21 protein-coding genes are annotated in these 22,449 nt (G+C 71.2%); 13 read left to right on the top strand and 8 right to left on the bottom strand.

Annotated elements, in window-relative coordinates; all coding sequences use genetic code 11:
• The 5 genes from IEZ01_RS24740 to IEZ01_RS24720 are packed head-to-tail and all read right to left on the bottom strand — an operon-like array spanning position 1 to position 5,733.
• Positions 1-795 (bottom strand): ABC transporter permease, encoded by a 795-nt coding sequence (locus IEZ01_RS24740; protein ID WP_019889829.1) that lies wholly within the window; start codon positions 793-795, stop codon positions 1-3.
• Positions 795-1,721: an ABC transporter permease gene (locus IEZ01_RS24735; RefSeq protein ID WP_019889828.1), complete on the bottom strand. Its 927-nt coding sequence runs from the start codon at positions 1,719-1,721 to the stop codon at positions 795-797. The genes IEZ01_RS24740 and IEZ01_RS24735 overlap by 1 nt, the downstream gene beginning before the upstream one ends.
• Positions 1,718-2,887 (bottom strand): ABC transporter ATP-binding protein, encoded by a 1,170-nt coding sequence (locus IEZ01_RS24730; RefSeq protein ID WP_019889827.1) that lies wholly within the window; start codon positions 2,885-2,887, stop codon positions 1,718-1,720. Before IEZ01_RS24730 ends, IEZ01_RS24735 begins: the two co-directional genes overlap by 4 nt.
• A 52-nt stretch (positions 2,888-2,939) precedes the next feature.
• Positions 2,940-4,187 (bottom strand): polyamine ABC transporter substrate-binding protein, encoded by a 1,248-nt coding sequence (locus tag IEZ01_RS24725; protein WP_019889826.1) that lies wholly within the window; start codon positions 4,185-4,187, stop codon positions 2,940-2,942.
• Positions 4,188-4,242: 55 nt separating this feature from the next.
• A complete protein-coding gene (locus IEZ01_RS24720; RefSeq protein ID WP_052185821.1) occupies positions 4,243-5,733 on the bottom strand; it encodes a gamma-aminobutyraldehyde dehydrogenase in 1,491 nt (496 codons plus the stop codon).
• 253 nt (positions 5,734-5,986) lie between these two features.
• Between IEZ01_RS24720 and ybiA the strand changes: the two genes are divergently transcribed.
• Positions 5,987-6,532 (top strand): riboflavin biosynthesis intermediates N-glycosidase, encoded by a 546-nt coding sequence (gene ybiA, locus IEZ01_RS24715; RefSeq protein ID WP_019889824.1) that lies wholly within the window; start codon positions 5,987-5,989, stop codon positions 6,530-6,532.
• 43 nt (positions 6,533-6,575) lie between these two features.
• Here the strand turns inward: ybiA and IEZ01_RS24710 are convergent, their stop codons facing one another.
• Entirely contained in the window at positions 6,576-7,232 is a 657-nt protein-coding gene (locus IEZ01_RS24710) for a DUF4190 domain-containing protein (protein ID WP_019889823.1), read from the bottom strand.
• An 86-nt stretch (positions 7,233-7,318) separates the two neighbouring features.
• Between IEZ01_RS24710 and IEZ01_RS24705 the strand changes: the two genes are divergently transcribed.
• From IEZ01_RS24705 to IEZ01_RS24685, 5 genes are all read left to right on the top strand, one after another.
• Positions 7,319-8,344 (top strand): adenosine deaminase, encoded by a 1,026-nt coding sequence (locus tag IEZ01_RS24705; RefSeq protein ID WP_019889822.1) that lies wholly within the window; start codon positions 7,319-7,321, stop codon positions 8,342-8,344.
• 30 nt (positions 8,345-8,374) lie between these two features.
• Positions 8,375-9,061: a glycerophosphodiester phosphodiesterase gene (locus IEZ01_RS24700; RefSeq protein WP_019889821.1), complete on the top strand. Its 687-nt coding sequence runs from the start codon at positions 8,375-8,377 to the stop codon at positions 9,059-9,061.
• Complete coding sequence (locus IEZ01_RS24695) at positions 9,061-10,224, top strand: sensor histidine kinase (protein ID WP_189203843.1); 1,164 nt, start codon at positions 9,061-9,063, stop codon at positions 10,222-10,224. The genes IEZ01_RS24700 and IEZ01_RS24695 overlap by 1 nt, the downstream gene beginning before the upstream one ends.
• Positions 10,221-10,931, top strand: a complete 711-nt coding sequence (locus tag IEZ01_RS24690; protein WP_189203841.1) for a response regulator — start codon at positions 10,221-10,223, stop codon at positions 10,929-10,931. Before IEZ01_RS24695 ends, IEZ01_RS24690 begins: the two co-directional genes overlap by 4 nt.
• Positions 10,932-11,028: 97 nt before the next feature.
• The gene (locus IEZ01_RS24685) at positions 11,029-12,225 is read left to right on the top strand and encodes a serine hydrolase domain-containing protein (RefSeq protein WP_189203839.1); all 1,197 of its coding nucleotides are present in this window, start codon (positions 11,029-11,031) and stop codon (positions 12,223-12,225) included.
• A gap of 59 nt (positions 12,226-12,284) precedes the next feature.
• Here IEZ01_RS24685 and IEZ01_RS24680 read toward each other — a convergent pair whose 3' ends face one another.
• The gene (locus tag IEZ01_RS24680) at positions 12,285-13,502 is read right to left on the bottom strand and encodes a polyamine ABC transporter substrate-binding protein (protein ID WP_106960001.1); all 1,218 of its coding nucleotides are present in this window, start codon (positions 13,500-13,502) and stop codon (positions 12,285-12,287) included.
• A gap of 148 nt (positions 13,503-13,650) precedes the next feature.
• On the opposite strand from IEZ01_RS24680, the gene IEZ01_RS24675 reads away from it, so the two are divergent.
• Positions 13,651-14,556: a YwqG family protein gene (locus tag IEZ01_RS24675; protein ID WP_229833204.1), complete on the top strand. Its 906-nt coding sequence runs from the start codon at positions 13,651-13,653 to the stop codon at positions 14,554-14,556.
• Positions 14,557-14,618: 62 nt separating this feature from the next.
• Here IEZ01_RS24675 and IEZ01_RS24670 read toward each other — a convergent pair whose 3' ends face one another.
• A complete protein-coding gene (locus tag IEZ01_RS24670) occupies positions 14,619-16,055 on the bottom strand; it encodes a gamma-aminobutyraldehyde dehydrogenase (RefSeq protein WP_189203837.1) in 1,437 nt (478 codons plus the stop codon).
• Between the two features lie 192 nt (positions 16,056-16,247).
• On the opposite strand from IEZ01_RS24670, the gene IEZ01_RS24665 reads away from it, so the two are divergent.
• The 6 genes from IEZ01_RS24665 to IEZ01_RS24640 all read left to right on the top strand — a co-directional run bounded on the left by IEZ01_RS24665 (position 16,248) and on the right by IEZ01_RS24640 (position 22,427).
• Positions 16,248-16,739, top strand: a complete 492-nt coding sequence (locus IEZ01_RS24665) for an Lrp/AsnC family transcriptional regulator (RefSeq protein WP_028798041.1) — start codon at positions 16,248-16,250, stop codon at positions 16,737-16,739.
• A complete protein-coding gene (locus IEZ01_RS24660; protein ID WP_078513419.1) occupies positions 16,724-18,112 on the top strand; it encodes an aspartate aminotransferase family protein in 1,389 nt (462 codons plus the stop codon). The genes IEZ01_RS24665 and IEZ01_RS24660 overlap by 16 nt, the downstream gene beginning before the upstream one ends.
• Before the next feature lie 219 nt (positions 18,113-18,331).
• Entirely contained in the window at positions 18,332-19,066 is a 735-nt protein-coding gene (locus IEZ01_RS24655) for an ABC transporter ATP-binding protein (protein WP_019889812.1), read from the top strand.
• Positions 19,048-20,145, top strand: coding sequence for a hypothetical protein (locus tag IEZ01_RS24650; protein WP_189203835.1), 1,098 nt, complete (start codon positions 19,048-19,050; stop codon positions 20,143-20,145). Before IEZ01_RS24655 ends, IEZ01_RS24650 begins: the two co-directional genes overlap by 19 nt.
• 71 nt (positions 20,146-20,216) lie before the next feature.
• Entirely contained in the window at positions 20,217-21,368 is a 1,152-nt protein-coding gene (locus tag IEZ01_RS24645) for an LOG family protein (protein WP_019889809.1), read from the top strand.
• A 126-nt stretch (positions 21,369-21,494) separates the two neighbouring features.
• Positions 21,495-22,427 carry a DMT family transporter gene (locus tag IEZ01_RS24640; protein ID WP_019889808.1) on the top strand — a complete coding sequence of 311 codons (933 nt, stop codon included), beginning with the start codon at positions 21,495-21,497 and terminating at the stop codon, positions 22,425-22,427.
• The last annotated feature ends 22 nt before the right edge of the window (positions 22,428-22,449 follow it).

The following is a 22,449-nucleotide window of genomic DNA, read 5'->3' as shown; positions in this document are numbered from 1 at the left end:
TCAGGTTGTCGCGGTGCGCTTTCGCCGGTTGGTGACGATCTGGCCGGCGACGACCACCAGTACAGCGATGATGAACATCGCCGTGCCGATGACGTTGATCTGTACGGGCGTGCCGCGCTGCGCCGATCCCCAGACGAACATGGGGAAGGTCACGGTCGAGCCCGCGTTGAAGTTGGTGATGATGAAGTCGTCGAACGAGAGCGCGAAGGCGAGCAGCGCGCCCGCCGCGATGCCGGGTGCCGCGATCGGCAGCGTGACCCGTACGAAGGTCTGCACCGGCCCCGCGTACAGGTCGCGGGCGGCCTCCTCAAGGCGCGGGTCCATGGACATCACGCGCGCCTTGACGGCGGTGACGACGAACGACAGACAGAACATGATGTGGGCGATCAGGACGGTCCAGAAACCCAGCTCCGCGCCCATGTTGAGGAAGAGCGTGAGCAGCGAGGCGGCCATCACGACCTCGGGCATCGCCATCGGCAGGAAGATCAGCGAGTTGATCGCGCCGCGTGCCCGGAAGCGGTAGCGGACCAGCGCGAAGGCGATCATCGTGCCGAGCGCGGTGGCGCCGAGCGTGGCCCACGCGGCGATCTGGAGGGAGAGCGTGAGCGAGCCGCACAGGTCGGCGACGCCGCAGGGGTCCTTCCAGGCGTCCAGCGAGAACCGCTGCCAGGAGTAGTTGAAGCGCCCGGTCGGCTTGTTGAACGAGAACACCATCACGACGATGTTCGGCAGGATCATGTACGCGAGGGTGAGCAGCCCCGCGATGACGACAAGGTTCCGACGGATCCAACGCATCAGACCAGATCCTCCGTTCCCGCCCGGCGGATGTAGACGGTGACCATCAGCAGGACGACCGCCATGAGGATGAACGACAGCGCCGCGGCCGTCGGGTAGTCCAGGACGCGCAGGAACTGGGACTGGATCACGTTGCCGACCATCTTGGTGTCGGTGGAGCCGAGCAGTTCGGCGTTGACGTAGTCGCCGCTGGCCGGGATGAAGGTGAGCAGCGTGCCCGAGACGACGCCCGGCATGGAGAGCGGGAAGGTCACCTTGCGGAAGGTGGTGGCGGGCGAGGCGTAGAGGTCCTTGGCGGCCTCGTGCAGCCGGCCGTCGATCCGTTCCAGCGAGGTGTAGAGCGGCAGGATCATGAAGGGCAGGAAGTTGTAGGTGAGGCCGCAGACGACCGCCATCGGGGTGGCGAGGACGCGGTTGCCCTCGGTCCAGCCCAGCCAGCTGGTGACGTCGAGGACGTGCAGGGCGTCCAGTGCGCCGACGACCGCGCCGCCGTCGGCGAGGATCGTCTTCCAGGCCAGCGTCCGGATGAGGAAGCTGGTGAAGAAGGGCGCGATGACCAGGACGAGCAGCAGGGTGCGCCAGCGGCCGGCCTTGAAGGCGATCAGATAGGCGAGCGGGTAGCCCAGCAGCAGGCAGAGCAGGGTGGCGGTGCCGGCGTAGAGCAGGGACCGGACGAACTGCGGGTAGTACTCCTTCAGCGCCTCCCAGTAGGTCTGGAAGTGCCAGGTGACCTCGAAGCCCTTCTCCAGGGAGCCGGTCTGCACGGAGGTGGAGGCCTGGTAGATCATCGGCAGGGCGAAGAAGACCAGCAGCCAGAGGATGCCGGGCAGCAGCAGCCAGTACGGGACGAGCCGCTTGCGGGCCGATGCCTTGCGGACCGGAAGGTCCGCCGGCTCGGCTGCGGGTGGGGCGTCGGTGACGGTCACGCGGCGTCCTCCACCGTTTCGACACCGGCGTCGATGGCCTGGGTGGCGTCCAGGCCGAAGGTGTGGGCGGGGTTCCAGTGCAGGACCACGGGGGCGCCGGGGACGAGCCGGGTGTCGCGCTCGATGTTCTGCTCGTAGACCTGGAGCGCGCCGCCCGCCGGGCTGTCGACGACGTACTGGGTGGAGACGCCGATGAAGGAGGTGTCGACGATGCGGCCGGTGACCTTGTTGCGGCCGGTGGCGATGGTGTCCTCGTCGTCGGCGTGCGCGAGGGAGATCTTCTCGGGGCGGATGCCGAGGAGGAGCCGGCCGCCGGTGGCGGCGGGCGCGGAGCACCGCTCGGCGGGCAGCCGCAGCTTGCCGCCGCCGGCCGTGACGACGAGTTCGGTGCCGGCCTCGACGACTTCGGCCTCGATCAGGTTGGAGGTGCCGAGGAAGTTGGCGACGAAGGTGGTGCGCGGGTTCTCGTAGAGCTCGGCGGGGGCGCCGAGTTGTTCGACCCGGCCGCCGTTCATCACCGCGACCGTGTCGGCCATGGTCATGGCCTCCTCCTGGTCGTGGGTGACGTGGATGAAGGTGATGCCGACCTCGGTCTGGATGCGCTTGAGCTCCAGCTGCATCTGGCGGCGCAGCTTCAGGTCGAGGGCGCCGAGGGGCTCGTCGAGGAGGAGGACCTGCGGGTGGTTGATGAGCGCGCGGGCGACGGCGACGCGCTGCTGCTGGCCGCCGGAGAGCTGGTGCGGCTTGTGCTTGGCCTTGTCGCCGAGCTGGACGAGTTCGAGCATCTCGCCGACCTGCTTCTTCACCGACTTGATGCCGCGCCGGCGCAGACCGAAGGCGACGTTCTCGTAGATGTCGAGGTGCGGGAAGAGGGCGTAGGACTGGAAGACGGTGTTGACCGGGCGCTTGTACGGCGGCAGGTCGGTGACGTCGCGGTCGCCGAGGAAGACCGTGCCGGTGGTGGGCTCCTCCAAGCCGGCGATCATGCGGAGCGTGGTGGTCTTGCCGCAGCCGGAGGCGCCGAGGAGGGCGAAGAAGGAGCCTTGGGGGACGGTGAGGTCCAGCGGCTGTACGGCGGTGAAGGCGCCGTAGGACTTGCTGATCCCGGTGAGACGGACGTCGCCGCCGCCAGCGTTCTTTCCAGTGTGAACAGTCTTGTCAGTCATGGGTCGTGATCCCAGGGGTTTCGAGGGGGCGGGTCGGCTGGGCGGCGTCGGCTCAGGCTCCGATGAGCTTGGCGAACTTCTCCTCGTACGCCGTCTCCTCGGCGCTGCTGAGCGAACGGAAGGCGCGCGACTTCGCCGCCATGGCCTTGTCGGGGAGGATCAGCGTGTTGTCCGCGAGCGCCGGGTCGATCTTGGCGAGTTCTTCCTTCACGCCGTCGACCGGGCAGACGTAGTTGATGTACGCGGCGAGCTGGGCGGCGACCGGGGGCTCGTAGTAGTAGTCGATGAGCTTCTCGGCGTTGGTCTTGTGCCGGGCCTGGGCCGGGACCAGGAGGTTGTCGCTGGAGGTGATGTATCCGGCGGCGGGGATCGTGTACTTGATGTCCGGGTTGTCGGCCTGGAGCTGGATGACGTCACCGGCCCACGCCAGACAGGCGGCGAGGTCGCCCTTGTCCAGGTCGGAGGTGTAGTCGTTGCCGGTGAAGCGGCGGATCTGCTTGGTGGTGACGCCCTTCTGGAGGCGTCCGATCGCCGCGTCGAAGTCGGCGTCCTTGAAGGAGCCGGGGTCCTTGCCCATGTCGAGCAGGGTCATGCCGACGGAGTCCCGCATCTCGGTGAGGAAGCCGACCCGGCCCTTGAGCGTGGGGTCGTCGAGGAGCTGGGAGACGGAGTCGACCTTCCGGCCGCCGGTCGCCTTGGAGTTGTAGGCGATGACGGTGGAGATGCCGGTCCAGGGATACGAGTAGGCCCGGCCGGGGTCCCAGTCGGGGCTGCGGAACTGCGCCGAGAGGTTGGCGTACGCATGGGGCAGGTGGGACGCGTCGAGCTTCTGCGCCCAGCCGAGCCGGATGATGCGGGCGGCCAGCCAGTCGGTGACACAGATCAGGTCCCGGCCGGTGTCCTGGCCCGCGGCGAGCTGCGGCTTGATCTTGCCGAAGAACTCGACGTTGTCGTTGATGTCGGCGGTGTACTTGACCGCGATGCCGGTGCGCTTGGTGAACGCCTGGAGCGACGGGTAGGTCTTCTCGTCCTCGCTGACGTCCATGTACTCGGTCCAGTTGGAGAACGACAGACGCTTCTCCTTGTCCGAGTGGTCGGTGGACGCGGGACCCGTGCTCTCCCGCTTGGCGGGAGGGATGCCGCAGGCGCTCAGCCCGGCGAGGCCGCCGAGGGTGAGCGCGCCGACGCCGGCGGCGCGCAGCATCGAACGGCGGGTCAGGGCGCCCCGGCCGCTGGTCAGACTGCGCCGCATCGCGGCCAGTTGGGCCGCGGACAGGCCGTCGGGCTCGTACTGCTCCATGCGCTGTGCCCTTTCGGGATGGGTGGCGCCGCGGGGTGGTTGCGGCGGCGAGTGGCTATCGGTCCCCGAAGATTGTGCGGTGCCAGTCCTTCCGGATCACCGCGGTGTTTTCGTACATCACATGCTTGACCTGCGTGTACTCCTCGAAGGAGTACGCCGACATGTCCTTGCCGAAGCCCGACGCCTTGTAGCCGCCGTGGGGCATCTCGCTGATGATCGGGATGTGGTCGTTGATCCAGACGCAGCCCGCCTTGATCTCGCGGGTGGCCCGGCCGGCCCGGTAGACGTCCCGGGTCCAGGCCGAGGCGGCCAGGCCGTAGGGAGTGTCGTTGGCGAGCCGCAGACCCTCCTCGTCGGAGTCGAACGGGAGCACCACCAGCACCGGGCCGAAGATCTCGGCCTGGACGATCTCGCTGTCCTGGGGCGCGTCCGCGACGAGGGTGGGCCGGTAGTACGCGCCGTCGCCCTTGGGAGCCTCGCCGCCGGTGACGATCCGGGCGTAGCCGCGGGCCCGGTCGACGAAACCGGCGACCCGGTCGCGCTGGGCGTGGCTGATGAGCGGGCCGAGGTCGGTGGCCGGGTCGAACGGGTCGCCGAGGCGGACGGTCTCCATGAGCGCGGCGACCTGCTCCACGAACGCGTCGTAGAGGGGGCGCTGGACGTACGCGCGCGTGGCGGCGGTGCAGTCCTGGCCGGTGTTGATGAGGGCGCCGGCGACCGCGCCGTGCACGGCGGCCTCCAGGTCGGCGTCGTCGAAGACGACGAAGGGAGCCTTGCCGCCGAGCTCCAGGTGGAGGCGCTTGACGGTGGAGGTGGCGATCTCGGCGACCCGCTTGCCGACCGGGGTGGAGCCGGTGAAGGAGGTCATGGCGACGTCCCCGTGGCCGACGAGGTGCTCGCCCGCGTCCCGTCCGGCGCCGGTGACGATGTTGACGACGCCGTCGGGGATCCCCGCCTCGGTGGCGGCCTGGGCGAACATCAGCGAGGTCAGCGGGGTGAGCTCGGCGGGCTTCAGGACGATCGTGTTGCCCGCGGCGATCGCCGGGAGGATCTTCCAGGCGGCCATCTGGAGCGGGTAGTTCCAGGGCGCGATGGAGCCGACGACGCCGATCGGCTCGCGGCGGACGTACGAGGTGTGGTCGCCGCTGTACTCCCCCGCCGACTGGCCCTGGAGGTGGCGGGCGGCGCCGGCGAAGAAGGCGGTGTTGTCGATGGTGCCCGGTACGTCGAACTCGGTCGAGAGCTTGAGGGGCTTGCCGCACTGGAGCGACTCGACGCGTGCGAACTCGTCGGCCTGCTCTGCGAGGACACCGGCGAACCGGTGCAGCGCCTCCGAGCGCTCGGCGGGCGTGGCGCCCGCCCAGCCGGGGAACGCCTCGCGGGCGGCGGCGACGGCGGCGTCCACGTCGGCGGTGCCGGCGAGTTCGTAGGTGTGGACGGTCTTGCCCGTGGCGGGGTCGACGACGGCGTGCTCCCGCCCTGACGTGCCCGGCCGCAGCCGCCCGCCGATGTACTGCGCGCCCTGCGCGAAGCGCTCGGCGACCATGGCCGCGGTGGTGGCGGCGGTCACGCCGTCGGTGCCGCTCTCGGTGTCGCTGTCCGTGTCCTGGAAGCGGTTGCCCATCACGCTCTCCGTTGTTCCAGCTCGAATTGAGTGCCGATCCTGACAGAGCCCATGCCGTCCAACAAGTGATTCCGTTGTTGCCTTTTGGTTACGCGACGGAATCGGTCGACCAAGTGTCGAGGCCCCGCGAAAATCTCCGTACGGAGTGTCCGTGGCGGATGCCAAACTCGCGTGCATGGGGAGTATCGAGGAGCTGACCGTGCAGGTCAGCAAGGGTAAGCGAGTGAAATATCTGCACTTCTGGGGGCACACGCCACGCCGGGACGGCAGCCTGGGCGCGAGCTGTCTGAGCCAGTGGTGGCCGTCGCCGTTCACGGTCGACGGAACACGCTATGCGACGGCCGAGCACTGGATGATGGCGTCGAAGGCGCGGCTCTTCGGCGATCCGGACGCCGAGCGCGCGGCGATCGAGGCCCGCAGCCCGGCGCAGGCGAAGAACGCGGGCCGACTGGTGCGGGGCTTCGACGAGACGGTCTGGAAGCGGGAGCGCTACGGGATCGTGGTCGAGGGCAGCGTCCACAAGTTCGCCGCGGACGAGGACCTGCGGGCGTTCCTGCTGGGGACGGGCGACCGAGTGCTGGTGGAGGCGAGCCCGCTGGACCGCATCTGGGGCATCGGACTCGCCGCCGACGACCCCCGCGCCGAGGATCCCACCCGCTGGCGCGGTCTGAACCTGCTGGGCTTCGCCCTGATGGAGGCGCGCGAGCGGCTGCGGGGGTGACGCCGGGGGCGCGGGCCCCCGGCCACCCCACGTGGAGGAAGGGTCAGCGGGCGGACTGCACGACCAGCGACGTCGAGTACGAGTCGTAGTCCCCGTCGTCCGCCTTCTCGCTCTGCACGATCGCCCAGATGATGAAGGCGAGGAAAGCGGCGCTCACCACCATGCCGATCGATCCCAGCACGATTCCGGCGACCGCCATCCCCGAGTTCGTCGCCTCGCCGCGCTGCGCGCGCTTGCGGCCGATGATGCCGAAGATCAGGGCGAGGATGCCCAGGATGATTCCGAGGCCGTACGCGCAGAAGCCGACCGTCGCGCAGATGCCGAGGACCATCGCCGTGATGCCCATGCCGTTGGCCGGCGCGGCGCCGGGCCAGCCGGGCTGGCCGTAGCCGGCGTAGCCCGGGTAGCCAGGGTGGCCGTAGCCGGAGGCCGTGGGGGCGGTGGGGTAGCCGTAGCCGCCCGCGGGAGGCGGCGTGGCCGGGCCGCCGGGGGCGGTCGGCGGGGGCGGGACCGCGCCCAGGTCGGGCGGGCCGAAACCGCCCGCGCCCGGCATACCGGTCATCGTGGGCTGGTCGTGCACCGGAGGCGGCGTCGGACCGCCTGCGGCTCCGGGCGCCGGCTTGCTCAGCTCCACCTTGTCCTGTGGTGTGCGGCCCTCCGGCGGCGCCCACGGATCCGGGCGGTCGCTCTGGTCAGACATGTGCCTCCCCCATCATGGTCCCGCCATGCTACGACGTGGCTCATACCCCAGAGCCGCCCGGTCCCCACCCGGCCTACGATGATCCGATGACCGATCTGCGCCCCTTCATCGCCGGACTGCCCAAGGCCGAGCTGCACGTCCACCACGTGGGCTCCGCCTCTCCCCGGATCGTCGCCGAGCTGGCCGCCCGCCACCCCGACTCCAAGGTCCCCACGGACCCGGAGGCGCTGCGGGAGTACTTCACCTTCACGGACTTCGCCCACTTCATCGAGGTCTACCTGTCGGTCGTCGACCTGATCCGCACCCCGGAGGACGTCCGGCTGCTGACCTTCGAGGTCGCCCGGGACATGGCGCGGCAGAACATCCGCTACGCGGAGCTGACGATCACGCCGTACTCCTCGACCCGCCGCGGCATCGACGAGAAGGCGTTCATGGCGGCGATCGAGGACGCCCGCAAGGCCGCCGAGGCCGAGCTGGGCGTGATCCTGCGCTGGTGCTTCGACATCCCCGGCGAGGCCGGTCTGGACGCCGCCGAGGAGACCGCGCGGCTCGCCGTGGACCTGCGTCCCGAGGGTCTTGTCTCCTTCGGCCTGGGCGGGCCGGAGATCGGTGTGCCGCGCCCGCAGTTCAAGCCGTACTTCGACCGGGCCCGCGCGGCCGGTCTGCGCAGCGTCCCGCACGCGGGCGAGACGACCGGCCCCGAGACGATCTGGGACGCCCTGAACGAACTGGGCGCCGAGCGCATCGGCCACGGCACCAGCGCCGTCCAGGACCCGGCCCTGCTGAAGCACCTGGCCGAGCACCGGATCGCGCTGGAGGTCTGCCCCACCTCCAACATCGCCACGCGCGCGGTGACCGACCTCGACGAGCACCCGGTCAAGGAGATGGTGCGGGCCGGAGTGCTGGTGACGATCAACAGCGACGACCCGCCGATGTTCGGCACCGACCTCAACAACGAGTACGAGGTCGCCGCCCGGCTCCTGGAGCTGGACGAGCGAGGCCTGGCCGCGCTCGCCAAGAACGCCGTCGAGGCGTCCTTCCTCGACGCGGACGGCAAGGCCAGGATCGCCGCCGAGATCGACGCCTACACCGACGCCTGGCTCAGCCGGTAACTCCCAGGCGGCACCGACGACAATGGGGCCATGCGCAACGTCACCGTCGTAGGGCACCGAGGCGATCCCTACCGCTTCCCCGAGAACACCCTCGCGTCGCTCCATTCGGCGGTCGAACGGGGCGCCGACGCGGTCGAGATCGATGTCCGGCTCACCCGCGACGGTGTGCCCGTGCTGCTGCACGACGACTCGCTCAAGCGGCTGTGGAGGCACGACCGCCTGCTGACCGCCCTGACGTACGACGAGGTCAGGGCGGTGGCCGGCGGCGTGCCGACGCTGCGGGACGCGCTGCTCGCCGTCGGCTCGCACCGGCTGATGATCGACCTGCCGGGCGCCACCGAGTCCGACATCCGCGCCATCGTCGGCATCGTCCGCGAATCCGGCGCGGGCGAGCGTACGTACTACTGCGGCGGCCCCACCGCGATGCTCCACGTACGGGCCGCCGACCCGGCCGCGGAGATCGCCCTGACCTGGGACACGCTCGTCCCGCCGCGGCCGGTGCTGCTCCACGCCGTCGCGCCCCGCTGGCTCAACTACCGCTTCGGGCTGGTGAGCCGGGACCTCGCCGACCGGGCGCACCGGGACGGCTACCTCCTCTCCGCATGGACCGCGGACACCCGGCGCACCATGCGCAGGCTGATCGCGCACGGCGTGGACTCGATCACCACCAACCGGGTGGACGCCCTCGCCTCCGTCCTGGGCGGGCGGACGCCGTAGTGGACGTCCCGGGGGACATACGGGGGCTGTGGGACCGGGCCCGGGTGCTGTCACGCACCCATCCACGGACCGTGGACATCGGGATCGCACTGCTCGTGCAGGCGGCGATGACGATGCCGTTCGTGGTGCCGCGCGCGCCGGAGCTGCCTGCGGCGACCTGGCAGGCGTACGGACTCACCACCCTGACCGTGCTGCCGCTCGTCTGGCGCCGCCGCGCGCCGCTCACCGTCTTCGCCGCGATCCTGGCGACGAGCGCGCTGTACCGGCTGGCCGTGGACGGGCCCGGCCAGCCGCTCCCGTACACCGGCCTGGTCGCCGTCTACACGATCGCTGCCCTCTGCCCGCCGCGCCGCCGCCTGGCCACCCTGCTGGTGCTGCTGGTGGCGGTGCCCGTGTCCGTCTGGCTCAACACCCGGTCGGTGCGGGAGCTGACCTTCTCGCTCTTCGTCTTCGCCGCCGCGTACGTCTTCGGGCGGCTGGTCGACACGAGCAGACGGGCCAACCGGATCGAGGCCGAGCAGGCCGCCGCGCAGGAACGGGCCCGGATCGCCCGGGAGATGCACGACATCCTGTCCCATGCGGTGAGCCTGATGATCGTACAGGCGGAGGCGGGACCGGTGGCGGTGCGGACGGCTCCGGAGCGGGCCGAGGCGGCGTTCGACGCGATCTCCGAGACCGGCCGGGACGCCATGGTCCAGCTGCGCCGGATGCTGGGCGTGCTGCGCGAGGAGCCGGAGGGCGACCGCGCGCCGCGCGAGCCGCAGCCGGGCATCGCCGGGCTGCCGGGCCTGCTGGAGCGGGTGCGGGCCGGCGGACTCGAGGTGACCTACGAGGAGACCGGTGCCGTACGGGCCCTGGGCGACGCGACCGGGACGACGGTCCACCGCATCGTCCAGGAGGCCCTGACCAACACCGTCAAACACGCGGCCGCCCGCCGCGCCCACATCCACCTCACCTACGGTGAGGCGGGGCTCGGGATCACGGTGACCGACGACGGGCGCGGCGCCCGGACGCCGGCCGCGGGCGGCCACGGCCTGGTCGGGGTCCGGGAGCGGGCCGCCGCCCACGGCGGCCTGGCCACGACCGGCCCGGGACCTGACGGCCGGGGCTTCGAACTGCGGGTGGAGCTCCCGCTGGAGCCGGCCCGGAAAGGGGAACGATGACGATCCGTGTCGTGGTCGCCGACGACCAGGAGCTCGTGCGCAGCGGCTTCGCGATGATCCTGGACGTCCAGCCGGACATCGAGGTGGTCGCCGAGGCGGGCGACGGCGCCGAGGCCGTGGAGGCGGTGCGCCGGCACGCCCCGGACGTGGCGCTGCTCGACATCCGGATGCCGCGCATGGACGGGATCGAGGCGTGCCGCGCGATCAGCGCCGCCGGCGCCTGCCGCAGCGTGATGCTCACGACCTTCGACTCGGACGCGTATGTGTACGAGGCGCTGCACGCGGGCGCGAGCGGGTTCCTGCTGAAGGACGTCCGCAGGGCCGACCTGGAGCACGCCGTGCGGGTGGTGGCCCGCGGCGACTCGCTCCTCGCGCCGTCGGTGGCGCGCCGGCTGGTCGAGGAGTACACGCGGCCCGGGCGCCGCGCGCCGCGCCCCGATCCGCGGCTGGAGGTGCTGACGGCCCGGGAGCGCGAGACGCTGCTGCTGCTCGCCCGTGGCCTGTCGAACGCGGAGATCGCCGCGTCCCTCGTCGTCAGCGAGCACACGGTCAAGACTCATGTGGGCCATGTGCTGGCCAAGCTGGGGCTGCGCGACCGTATCCAGGCGGTGATCTGCGCCTATGAGACGGGTCTGGTCGAGGCCGGTGCTCCCCCGGCCGGGGGAGGCGCCAGGGGCGGCTTCTCCCCCGCACCGGCGAGGGACTGACCCGCAGAAGACCGCCCGCACCGGCGATCCGCGCGAACCCGCGGGTCAGCAGGATGGGAGCCGTCGAGAACAACGGCCCATGTCCCAGGAGTTGACCATGAACGCACGGACCCGTGCCCTGATCGCCGCCGCGCTCGTCCTCGGTGTCGCGGCCGGCCCTTCGGTACTGCCCGCCGCCGCCCACGCGCCCGTGGCGGCCGCCGACCGGGGCGGTGTGCCGGCCGGCGACGCCGAACGGCTGGCGGCGGCGATCGCCGGGCTGCCCCGGCCGGACGCGACCGCCGCGCTGGTACGGGTCGGCGGCACCGAGGGGAGCTGGCGCGGCAGCTCCGGCGTGCACGACCTGCGGAGCAACCGCCCCGCGGATCCGCGGGCCCGCTTCCGGGCCGGTTCGGTCACCAAGGTCTTCACCGCGGCGACCGTTCTCCAGCTCGCCGCCGAGCGCCGGATCGACCTGGACCGCACGGCCCGCTCGTACCTGCCGGGGCTGATCCCCGTGGCGTACGGGGACGTCACCGTACGGCAGTTGCTCAACCACACCCATGGGATCCCCGCCGCCAAGATGGCCGCCCGGACGGTCGAGGAGCGGTACGCGCTGCGGTTCGAGCGGCACGACCCGCGGGAGATGGTGCGCTCGGCGACCGGTCAGGCGCGGGAGTTCGCCCCCGGCACCCAGCAGCACTACCTCAACATCGGCTACACGGTCGCGGGCCTGCTGATCGAGCGGGTCACCGGCGAGAGTTACGAGCGCACGGTGCAGCGCCGCATCCTCGGGCCGCTCGGGCTGCGCGGCACGTACCTCCCCGGCACCAGCCCCCGCATCCAGGGCCCGCACAACCACGGCTACCAGCTGATGACGCTGGAGGACGGCTCCAGGGGGCTGCGCGACGTGTCGGTGTGGGGGCCGACGGACGGCTGGGCGGCCGGTGACATCATCTCGACCACGGCCGACCTGGAGCGGTTCACGAAGGCGCTGTTCGCGGGCCGGGTGGTGCGCGGCCCGCTGCTGGAGGAGATGTTCACCCTGCCGCGGCTGAACGGCGAGCTCCTGCCGACCTACAGGTCCGGCGAGCCGGCCGCCTATTCGGTGGGGCTGTCGATGAAGCGGCTCGGCGGGCGGGAGGTGTGGGGCAAGACCGGCGGCCGCTGGGGCTACAACGCGGCGATCGCGTCCACCCGCGACGGCTCCCGCACGCTGGTGTACAGCGTCAACTCGACCGACGCGAAGGGCCAGGACATGAACCAGGTCGCGGCGGCCCTGATGGTGGGCGCGTACGGCCCGCCGACGCCGTGAGCCGTCCGACGGCCGCGGTCACCGGACGCCCGTGACAGACGCACGTCACAGGTCCCGGCTCACAGGCCGACGATCGCGTTCCACTTCTTGGCGAACTCCACCCGCTCCTCGGAGGTGATGTCCCGGGCGGTCGCCAGGCGGCGCCGCATGGCGTCGTCGGGGAAGATCAGCGGGTCCTCGGCGAGCGCGGCCAGCTCCTCGTCGTCGGAGTCGGCGAGGACGTCGCGGGCGGCGGGGACGGGGCAGACGTAGTTGACCCAGGCGGCGAGCTCGGCGGCGACCTCGGGCTGGTAGTAGAAGTCGACCAGCTTCTCGGCGTTGGCCTTGTGGCGGGCGAGGTTGGGGATCATCAGGCTCTCCGCCCAGAGCTCGGCGCCCTCCTCGGGGACGACGAACTCGATGCCTGGGTTGTCGGCCTGGAGCTGGATGACGTCGCCCGAGTACGCCTGGCAGGCCAGCACGTCTCCGGTGGACAGGTCCTTGATGTAGTCGTTGCCGGTGAACCGCCGGATGTGCCTGGTCTTCACGAGCTTGTCCACCTGCTCGCAGACGGTGTGGAAGTCGTCGGCGGTCCACCGGGTCACGTCGACGCCGTTGCCCTGCATCAGCAGGGCGAAGGACTCGTCGAGGCCGGACAGCAGGGTGACCTTGCCGCGCAGGTCGGGGGCCCAGAGGTCCTTGATGGACCTGATCTCCCGGCCGAGGGCGCGGCGGTTGTAGGCGATGCCGGTGATGCCCGACTGCCAGGGGACGGTGTGGGTACGGCCCTGGTCGAAGCCGGGGGAACGCAGCTGCGGGTCGAGGTACTTGGCGACGTTGGGCTGCCGGGAGCGGTCCATCTCCTGCACCCAGCCCAGACGTACGAACCGGGCGGCCATCCAGTCGCTGACGACGACGAGGTCCCGGCCGGTCTCCTGATGGTTCATCAGCGCCGGGCTGATCTTGCCGAAGAACTCGTCGTTGTCGTTGATCTCCTCCGTGTAGCGGACGGAGATCCCGGTGCGTTGGGTGAAGGCGGCGAGCGTGGGACGCAGCGAGGTGTCGTCCTCGTCGGTGTCGATGTAGAGCGGCCAGTTGGCGAAGTCGAGGGTCCGGTCACGCGCGGACAGGTCACGTCCGGCCCGGTCGCCGGGCTCGACATAGGCGGCGGGCACCCCGCAGCCGCCGAGCGCGGCCGTCGCCGCGGTGGCGCCCAGCGCGCGCAGCAGCGAACGGCGGGAGAGGGGGCTGCGGACACTGCTGCTGCGGACATCGCGGCTGCGGAGACTGCTCGGTATGGCTCGCACTCCCGAAGCATCCCCGGACGGGCGGTGAGGGGCAATGGACGCTCCGTCGACCGGGAGGCGTGGGGCCGGACACGTTGTCGACCGGCCGGCGGCCCGGGGGGCGGGGGCCGTTGTCAGACCCGGCCCCTACTCTGCGGTCATGTCTGAGACGTCGCGAACCACCCCGCCCCGGCCGCTCGATGTGGAGGCCCTCTTCCCCGAGGTCGTCGCCTATCGCCGGGAGACCGTACGGCTCCATCCCCGGCCGGGAAACCCTGGGGTGCTGGACAGTTCGGTGGGCGGGCCGCTGCTGTGGCCGGCCGGGGAGCCGTGGCCGCACTGCGAGGACGACCATCCGCGCACGGGCTACGCCCCGCCGCGCGGCCACGGGCTGCTGCCGATGGTGCCGGTGGTGCAGCTGTACGCCCCCGATGTGCCCGAACTGCCCTTCCCCAAGGGCACGGACCTCCTGCAGATGCTGTGGTGCCCCTTCGACCACGAACACGGCCATGTGCCCCGGCCGGAGCTGTACTGGCGCGACAGCGGCCTGGTGGAGGAGGAGTTGACGGCGCCGCCGCGGCCGGAGGGGGCGTGCGAGGACTATCTGCCCGACCCGTGCGTGGTGCACCCGGAGCGGGTGACGGAGTACCCGAACTGGGACCTGCCGGAGACGGTGTACGAGGCGCTGGAGGAGCGGTTCGACACGGTCGAGGAGGAGACGGGCTGGTCGTACTGGTCGCATCTGTCGGTGGCCGACGGCATCAAGGTCGGCGGCTATCCGACCTGGACGCAGGACCCGTACTGGCCGGACTGCCTGGGCTGCGGGCGGCGCATGGAGCATCTGCTGACGGTCAACAGCGCGGAGTTCGACGGGGAGTCGTGGCGCTCCTGGGTACCGGTGGAGGACATACCCGCCGCGGGCACGGTGATCGACCTGCCGTACGAGGCCCGCCGCCCGGTGCAGCGCCCGCCGGGCCTGATGCTCGGCGACATGGGCGGCATGTACGTCTTCGAGTGCCGCGCCTGCCCGGACCGTCCGTACGCGTACCACTCGGACTGCTCGTAAGGACCCCGGAAAAGAAACCGGGCGGGCGGGGCCGCGCCCCACCCGCCCGGTTGTGCGGGCTCTCAGCCCAGGGACGTCATCACGTGCTTGATGCGCGTGTAGTCCTCGAAGCCGTACGCGGAGAGGTCCTTGCCGTAGCCGGACTTCTTGTAACCGCCGTGCGGCATCTCGGCGACCAGCGGGATGTGGGTGTTGATCCACACACAGCCGAAGTCGAGGCTCTTGGACATGCGCATCGCGCGCGCGTGGTCCTTGGTCCAGACGGAGGACGCCAGGGCGTACTCGACGCCGTTCGCGTACTCCAGCGCCTGCTTCTCGTCGCTGAACGACTGGACGGTGATGACCGGGCCGAAGACCTCGTTCTGGACGATCTCGTCGTCCTGCTTGAGGCCGGAGACGACGGTCGGGGCGTAGAAGTAGCCCTTGTCGCCGACGCGGTGGCCGCCGGCCTCGACCTTGGCGTGGGCCGGGAGGCGGTCGATGAAGCCGGAGACCTGCTTCAGCTGGTTGGCGTTGTTCAGCGGGCCGTAGAGCACGTCCTCGTCGTCCGGCCGGCCGGTCTTGGTGTCGGCGGCGGCCTTGGCGAGCTGGCTGACGAACTCGTCGTGGATGGACTCGTGGACCAGGACGCGGGTGGCGGCCGTGCAGTCCTGGCCGGCGTTGAAGAAGCCGGCCACGGAGATGTCCTCGACGGCCTTGGCGATGTCGGTGTCCTCGAAGACGACGACCGGCGCCTTGCCGCCCAGCTCCAGGTGGACACGCTTGACGTCCTTGGCCGCCGACTCGGCGACCTGCATGCCGGCGCGTACGGAGCCGGTGATGGAGGCCATCGCGGGGGTCGGGTGCTCGACCATGGCGCGGCCGGTGTCGCGGTCGCCGCAGATGACGTTGAAGACGCCCTTGGGGACGATCTGGCCGATGATCTCGGCCATCAGCACGGTCGACGCGGGGGTCGTGTCGGACGGCTTGAGGACGACCGTGTTGCCCGCGGCGAGGGCCGGGGCGAACTTCCACACGGCCATCATCATCGGGTAGTTCCACGGCGCGACCTGGGCGCAGACACCGACCGGCTCACGGCGGACGATCGAGGTCATGCCCTCCATGTACTCGCCGGCCGAGCGGCCTTCGAGCAGGCGGGCGGCGCCGGCGAAGAAGCGGATCTGGTCCACCATCGGCGGCAGTTCCTCGCTGGCGGTCAGGCCGTGCGGCTTGCCCGTGTTCTCGACCTCGGCGGCGATGAGGTCCTCGGCGCGCTCCTCGAAGGCGTCCGCGATCTTCAGCAGGACCTTCTGGCGGTCCGACGGGGTGGTGTCGCGCCATTCGGGGAACGCGGCCGCGGCGGCTTCCATCGCCGCGTCCACGTCGGCCTGGCCGGAGAGCGGAGAGGTCGCGTAGACCTCGCCGGTGGCCGGGTTGACCACGTCGATGGTCCGTCCGTCGGCGGCGTCCCGGAACTCCCCGTTGATGTAGTTGCGCAGACGACGCAGCTCGGTGGTCACTTTTGCCACCCCTCCTTGTCAGAGTTTTCAGATGTCCGGTGGGTGAGACGCACCCAGCCTAGTCGCTGAGGTGACGCTTTCGACAGCCCCGACCCTCCGCAACTTCGGATTCAGCAAGATCCCGGCACTCGGACAACGAATTTCATCGGTTTGGGGTTGCCAGACAGACGAGTCTCGGTGCAGAGTGAAGTCGTGGTCAGTCGAAGCGCAGATTCCAGGACCGGGAACGGATCGTCCCCGACGATCGATGCCGTATCCCTGGCGATCATCGAACAGCTCCAGGAGGACGGACGCCGTCCGTACGCCGCCATCGGAAAGGCCGTGGGCCTCTCGGAGGCGGCCGTCCGCCAGCGCGTCCAGAAGCTGCTCGACCAGGGAGTCATGCAGATCGTCGCCGTCACCGACCCCCTCACCGTGGGGTTCCGGCGCCAGGCGATGGTCGGCATCAATGTCGAGGGGGATCTGGATCCGGTCGCCGACGCGCTGACCGCCATGGCCGAGTGCGAGTACGTGGTGATGACGGCGGGCTCGTTCGACCTGATGGTGGAGATCGTCTGCGAGGACGACGACCACCTGCTGGATGTCATCAACAAGCGCATCCGCACCCTCCCCGGCGTGCGCTCCACCGAGAGCTTCGTCTACCTCAAGCTCAAGAAGCAGACCTATATGTGGGGAACCCGATAGCCGTGAGCAACTCCCGCAGCGACCTCTCAAAGTCCGCCTACGACCACCTGTGGATGCACTTCACCCGCATGTCGTCGTACGAGAACAGCCCGGTGCCGACCATCGTCCGCGGTGAGGGCACCTACATCTTCGACGACAAGGGCAAGCGTTACCTCGACGGCCTCGCCGGCCTGTTCGTGGTCCAGGCGGGCCACGGCCGCAAGGAGCTCGCCGAGGTCGCCGCCAAGCAGGCGCAGGAGCTCGCCTTCTTCCCCGTGTGGTCCTACGCCCACCCGAAGGCCGTCGAGCTGGCCGAGCGCCTCGCCAACGAAGCCCCCGGCGACCTCAACAAGGTCTTCTTCACCACGGGCGGCGGCGAGGCCGTCGAGACCGCCTGGAAGCTTGCCAAGCAGTACTTCAAGCTGATGGGCAAGCCGACCAAGTACAAGGTCATCTCGCGTGCGGTCGCGTACCACGGCACCCCGCAGGGCGCCCTGTCCATCACCGGCCTGCCGGGCCTGAAGGCCCCGTTCGAGCCGCTGGTGCCGGGCGCGCACAAAGTGCCCAACACCAACATCTACCGCGCGCCGCTCTTCGGCGACGACCCCGAGGCCTTCGGCCGCTGGGCCGCCGACCAGATCGAGCAGGAGATCCTCTTCGAGGGCCCCGACACCGTCGCCGCGGTCTTCCTGGAGCCGGTGCAGAACGCCGGCGGCTGCTTCCCGCCGCCGCCCGGGTACTTCCAGCGGGTCCGTGAGATCTGCGACAAGTACGACGTGCTGCTCGTCTCCGACGAGGTCATCTGCGCCTTCGGCCGCCTCGGCACCACCTTCGCCTGTGACAAGTTCGGCTACGTCCCGGACATGATCACCTGCGCCAAGGGCATGACCTCGGGCTACTCCCCGATCGGCGCCTGCATCGTCTCCGACCGGCTCGCCGAGCCGTTCTACAAGGGCGACAACACCTTCCTGCACGGCTACACCTTCGGCGGCCACCCGGTCTCCGCGGCCGTCGGTCTCGCCAACCTCGACCTGTTCGAGCGCGAGAAGATCAACCAGCACGTGCTCGACAACGAGAGCAACTTCCTGTCGACCCTGCAGAAGCTGCACGACCTGCCGATCGTCGGCGACGTCCGCGGCAACGGCTTCTTCTACGGCATCGAGCTCGTGAAGGACAAGAACACCAAGGAGTCCTTCAACGAGGAGGAGACCGAGCGCGTCCTGTACGGCTTCCTCTCCAAGGCGCTGTTCGACAACGGTCTGTACTGCCGTGCCGACGACCGTGGCGACCCGGTCATCCAGCTGGCTCCGCCGCTGATCTCGGACCAGTCCACGTTCGACGAGATCGAGCAGATCCTCCGGGCCACCCTCACCGAGGCCTGGACGAAGCTCTGACGGCTCCGGCCGTCCGTCGATCGCACGCCGCCCTCACGGCGTGACCGGCCCGGGCATGCCTCCATCAGAGTGAGATGGAGGCTGCCCGGGCCGCGTGCTGTCCGGACACCCCGATCTGAATCCTTACGGTGCCCCTGCGGTGACCAGTGACCGACAGGCCCGTCCTTCGTTCCCCCGTACGGGGGACGACACATCAGATCTGATACCGAGGTGTACGCCATGGTGGCCCCACCGGACAACGACGTGCTCTGGGCGCGTTCCCTGAACTGCTCTCTGGGCGGCACGCCCGCGCTCAGCGGTGTCTCCATCGGCATCCGCGAGGGCGAGATCCTTGCCGTGACCGGCCCACGCGGCTCCGGCAAGACCACGCTGCTGCGCTGCCTCTCCGGCCAGCTCACACCCGACCAGGGCGAGGTCTGGTTCAACAGCAGCCCCGTCCACACCATGGCGCCGCTCCAGCGTGAACGGCTGCGCCGGGAGAAGTTCGGCTGGATCGCCCCCGAACCGGCCCTCGTCCCCGAACTCACCGCCTGGGAGAACGCCGCCCTGCCCCTGCTGCTGCGCGGCTCCTCGCAGCAGGCCGCGAAGACCACCGCCATGGAATGGCTGGAGCGCCTGGACATCGGCATGTGCGCCCGCAAGCGCCCGCACGCCCTGCTCCAGGCCCAGCGCCAGCGGATCTCCCTCGCCCGGGCGCTCGTCTCCACCCCTTGCGTGCTCTACGCCGACGAACCCACCGCCACGCTGCACCGCGCCGAGGGCGCGCAGTTCCTGCGCACCCTCACCACCGCGGCCCGCTCCCACCGCATCACGGTCCTCCTCGCCACCAGCGACCCCGAGATCGCCACCCTCGCCGACCGCGCCGTCGCCCTGCTCGACGGGCGGCGCGTGAACTCCACCGGAGGCGGCGCGAACGGAGCGGAGGGCGTCACGGCGTGCTCGCTCTCCGTCTAGCCCGCGGTACCCACCCCCTGGTCCTGCTGCGGCGTCTGCTCGTCGCCTTCGCCTCGGCGGGGGTCGGCTTCCTGCTCCTGTGCGCCCTCGGATACGCGGCCGGCCACCCCGACGACTCGGCCACCGCCACCCTGCGGCTGCTGTGGTGCCTGGTCCCACTGGCGGCGATGGTGCACCTAGCCGTCGCCGTGGCCCGTACGGACCCGAGCACCCGTCCCCGGCCCGGGCTGTCCGCGATCGGACTCGGGCCGGGCCGGCTGACCGCGATCGCGGCCGCGTCCACCGCCGTCTCCTGCACCCTCGGCTCGGCGCTCGCGCTCCTGGTCTACCTGCACCTGCGCGGCGACATCACCGGGATGCCGTTCGACGGCGCCGCCGCCGAGCTGCTCGCCGCCGACCGCCCGATGCCGCTGCCCGCCGCCCTGACCCTGCTCGCCGTCCCGCCCGTGACCGCCTCGCTCGCCGCGGCCCTGGCGCTGCGGCTGCGCAGGCCCGTCCCCTCCGCCGACGACCCGCCGGAGGACGGCGCCCCGGGCGGCCTGCCGTGGGGAGTGGCGCTGCTCGCGGCCGGCCTCGCCGTGGAGATCTACGCGGGCCGTAGCCAGGGCGAGGCCGGCGTCTTCGCCGGCTGGGCCCTGACCGCGCTCGGCCTCGCCGTGGCGGGCCCGGGCCTCACCCACCTGAGCGGCCGGCTCCTGCAGTCCGTCCGCCCCGGCCCCATCCGCCTCATCGCCGGCCGGGCGCTGATGACCGAGTCCCGCCGCATCGGCCGCCCCCTCGGCGTGGTCTGCGCGGTCGGCTCCGGCGCGTTCGCGGCCGCCACCCTCTCGGTCACCATCGGCCCGCCGGCCGTCCTCGGCGCCGTCCTCGTCGTCGCCTGCACCATCGGCACCCTCGCCACGGCGGCCCTCGAAGCCCGCCATGCCCGCACCTCCACCACGACCGCCCTTCTCGCCCTCGGCGCACCGCCCGCCACCCTGCGCACCGCCGCCGCCCTGCGCGCCGGCGCCCTCCTGCTCGTCCTCACCCCTGTGACCTGGGCGGTCGCCGCGCTGGCGGCGATGCCGCTGCACAGCTGAGCGGCCCAACGGCACCGGCCGGGGCGCGGGCCCCGGCCACCGCCGCACCGGCCTGGGCCTATCGTGGCCGCATGGCGCACCCACACGGCCCCACCGGGCAGCCCACCCCGTCCCACGGCCACGACCGAGAGATCGAGTCGCTCGAAGAGTTCGACGCCGTCGTCCACCGCGGCTCCCTGGTCGGCCACCGCCTCCAGTCGCTCGACCTCACCGGCCGCACCTTCGCGCTGCTCACCCACGACACCACCGGCGCCGTCTTCCTCGGCTGCCACATGGAGGCGGAGGCCGCGGCCAAGGTCCGCGCCGACGGCGCGCTCGTCTTCCCGCCCGTGCCCGACGTGCCCTTCAACCCCTACCGCGGGCTGCTGTACTCCCCCGACGAGCTCTTCGCGGGCCTGCGCGCCGAGGGTTACGACGCCACCCCGGACGCCCTCACGTACGAGTGGTTCCGGCGCACCCGCGCCGACGGCGACATCTTCGCCTCGATGCTGCGCTCCGTGCACGACGACGCGATCTCCGACGCCCTGGACGAGCTCCTGGCCGGTACCCCGGTCGTGGGCGTCATGGGCGGACACGCCATGGCCCGCGGCTCCGACGCGTACGCCGGCGCGGCGCGCCTGGGCCGCTCGCTTGCCCGGCAGGGCCTGACCGTGGCGACCGGCGGCGGACCGGGCGCGATGGAGGCCGCCAACCTCGGCGCCTACACCGCCCCGCACCCGGACGACGTCCTCGACGAGGCCCTGGAAATACTGGCCAAGGCCCCCTCGTTCACGCCGTCCGTCACCGACTGGGCGCGGGCCGCGTTCGACGTCCGCGACCGCTGGCCGCGCGGCGGCGACTCGATCGGCATTCCCACCTGGTTCTACGGCCACGAGCCGCCGAACCCGTTCCCCGGCCACATCGCCAAGTACTTCGCCAACGCCACCCGCGAGGACGGCCTCCTCGCCCGCTGCACCGCCGGGGTGATCTTCCTGCCCGGCGCGGCCGGCACGGTCCAGGAGATCTTCGACAACACCACCCCGAACTACTACGAGTCCCGTGGCGAGCCGACACCGATGGTCCTCGTCGACCAGGCCCACTGGACCGAGCGGTTGCCGGCCTGGCCCCTGCTCCAGGCCCTCGCCGCCGAACGCCCGATGGCGGCCAGGATCGCCCTGGTCGACTCCGTCGACGACGCCCCCGCCGCCCTGCGCGCCCTGGCGGCCGCTCCCCCGATCGTCTGACCGCCCCCGCACCCCTCCCGGCCGGGCAGACGAGGCCGGGAGGCAACGCGGGCGCCGAATCCCGCGTCTCGCAGTCGGAACCCCACGGGCCCCGAAGGGCCCGATCCGACGCGAACGGAGCTTTCGGTGCTCATAGGACTCCTGACGGCCGTCGCGGCCTCGATCTGCTACGGCACGGGATCGGTCCTCCAGGCCGTCGGCTCCCGCAGATCGGCCCGGCGCGAGGCCGCGGCCGCCGGGGTGACCCAGCACGGCGGCCCCAGCCTCTCGTCGACCGCCAAAGCGGCGATGACGTGGGAGTTCATCGTCGGCACCATCCTCGACTTCATCGGTTTCGGCCTGGGCGCGCTGGCCGCCCGGATGCTGCCGCTGTTCCTGTCCCAGACCGTCATCAGCGCCAATCTGGTGATCACGGCCGTGCTCAGTGTGAAGCTGCTCGGCATCCGCCTCACCCGCGCCGAATGGTCCTCGATCGCCGTCGTCTGCTCGGCGCTGGTGCTGCTGGCCACCGCGGCCGGTCCCGAGGGCAGCGGCCACACCCCCATCGCCACCCACTGGTGGCTGCTGGCGATCTCGCTGCTGCTGATGGCCGGCGGCACGGTCGTGGTCCGCCTCCTCGGCGCGCGGGCCGCCATCCTCGCCGGTCTCCTCTCCGGCCTCGGCTTCGGCGCCCTCGGCGTGGGGGTGCGGATCCTGGACGGCATCGACCCGTTCGACCTCGGCGTGCTCCTGACCGACCCGGCGCTCTACGCGATCCTGGTCGCCGGCATCGGCGGCATGTACCTGCACACCGTCGCCCTGCAGATCGGTTCGGTCAACGGCGCCACCGCCGCACTCGTCGTCGGCGAGACCGTCCTGCCCGGCATGATCGGCGTGTGGTGGCTGGGCGACACCTCCCGCCCCGGCCTCGCCTGGCTGGCCGTGACCGGCTTCGTCCTGGCGGTGGCCGGCGCGGTCGCCGTGGCCTGGTTCGGAGCCCCGGAGAACCCGGAGGACCCCGCCGTCCCGGAACCGACCAAGGACCAGGCGGACGACTCCGGTCTCGTACGGACCCGGTAGCCGCCGCGCGGACCGTCACCCG

This window comes from Streptomyces purpureus (assembly GCF_014648195.1).
Taxonomy (GTDB): Bacteria; Actinomycetota; Actinomycetes; order Streptomycetales; family Streptomycetaceae; genus Streptomyces; species Streptomyces purpureus.
This window is presented reverse-complemented; position numbering and strand designations above follow the sequence as displayed.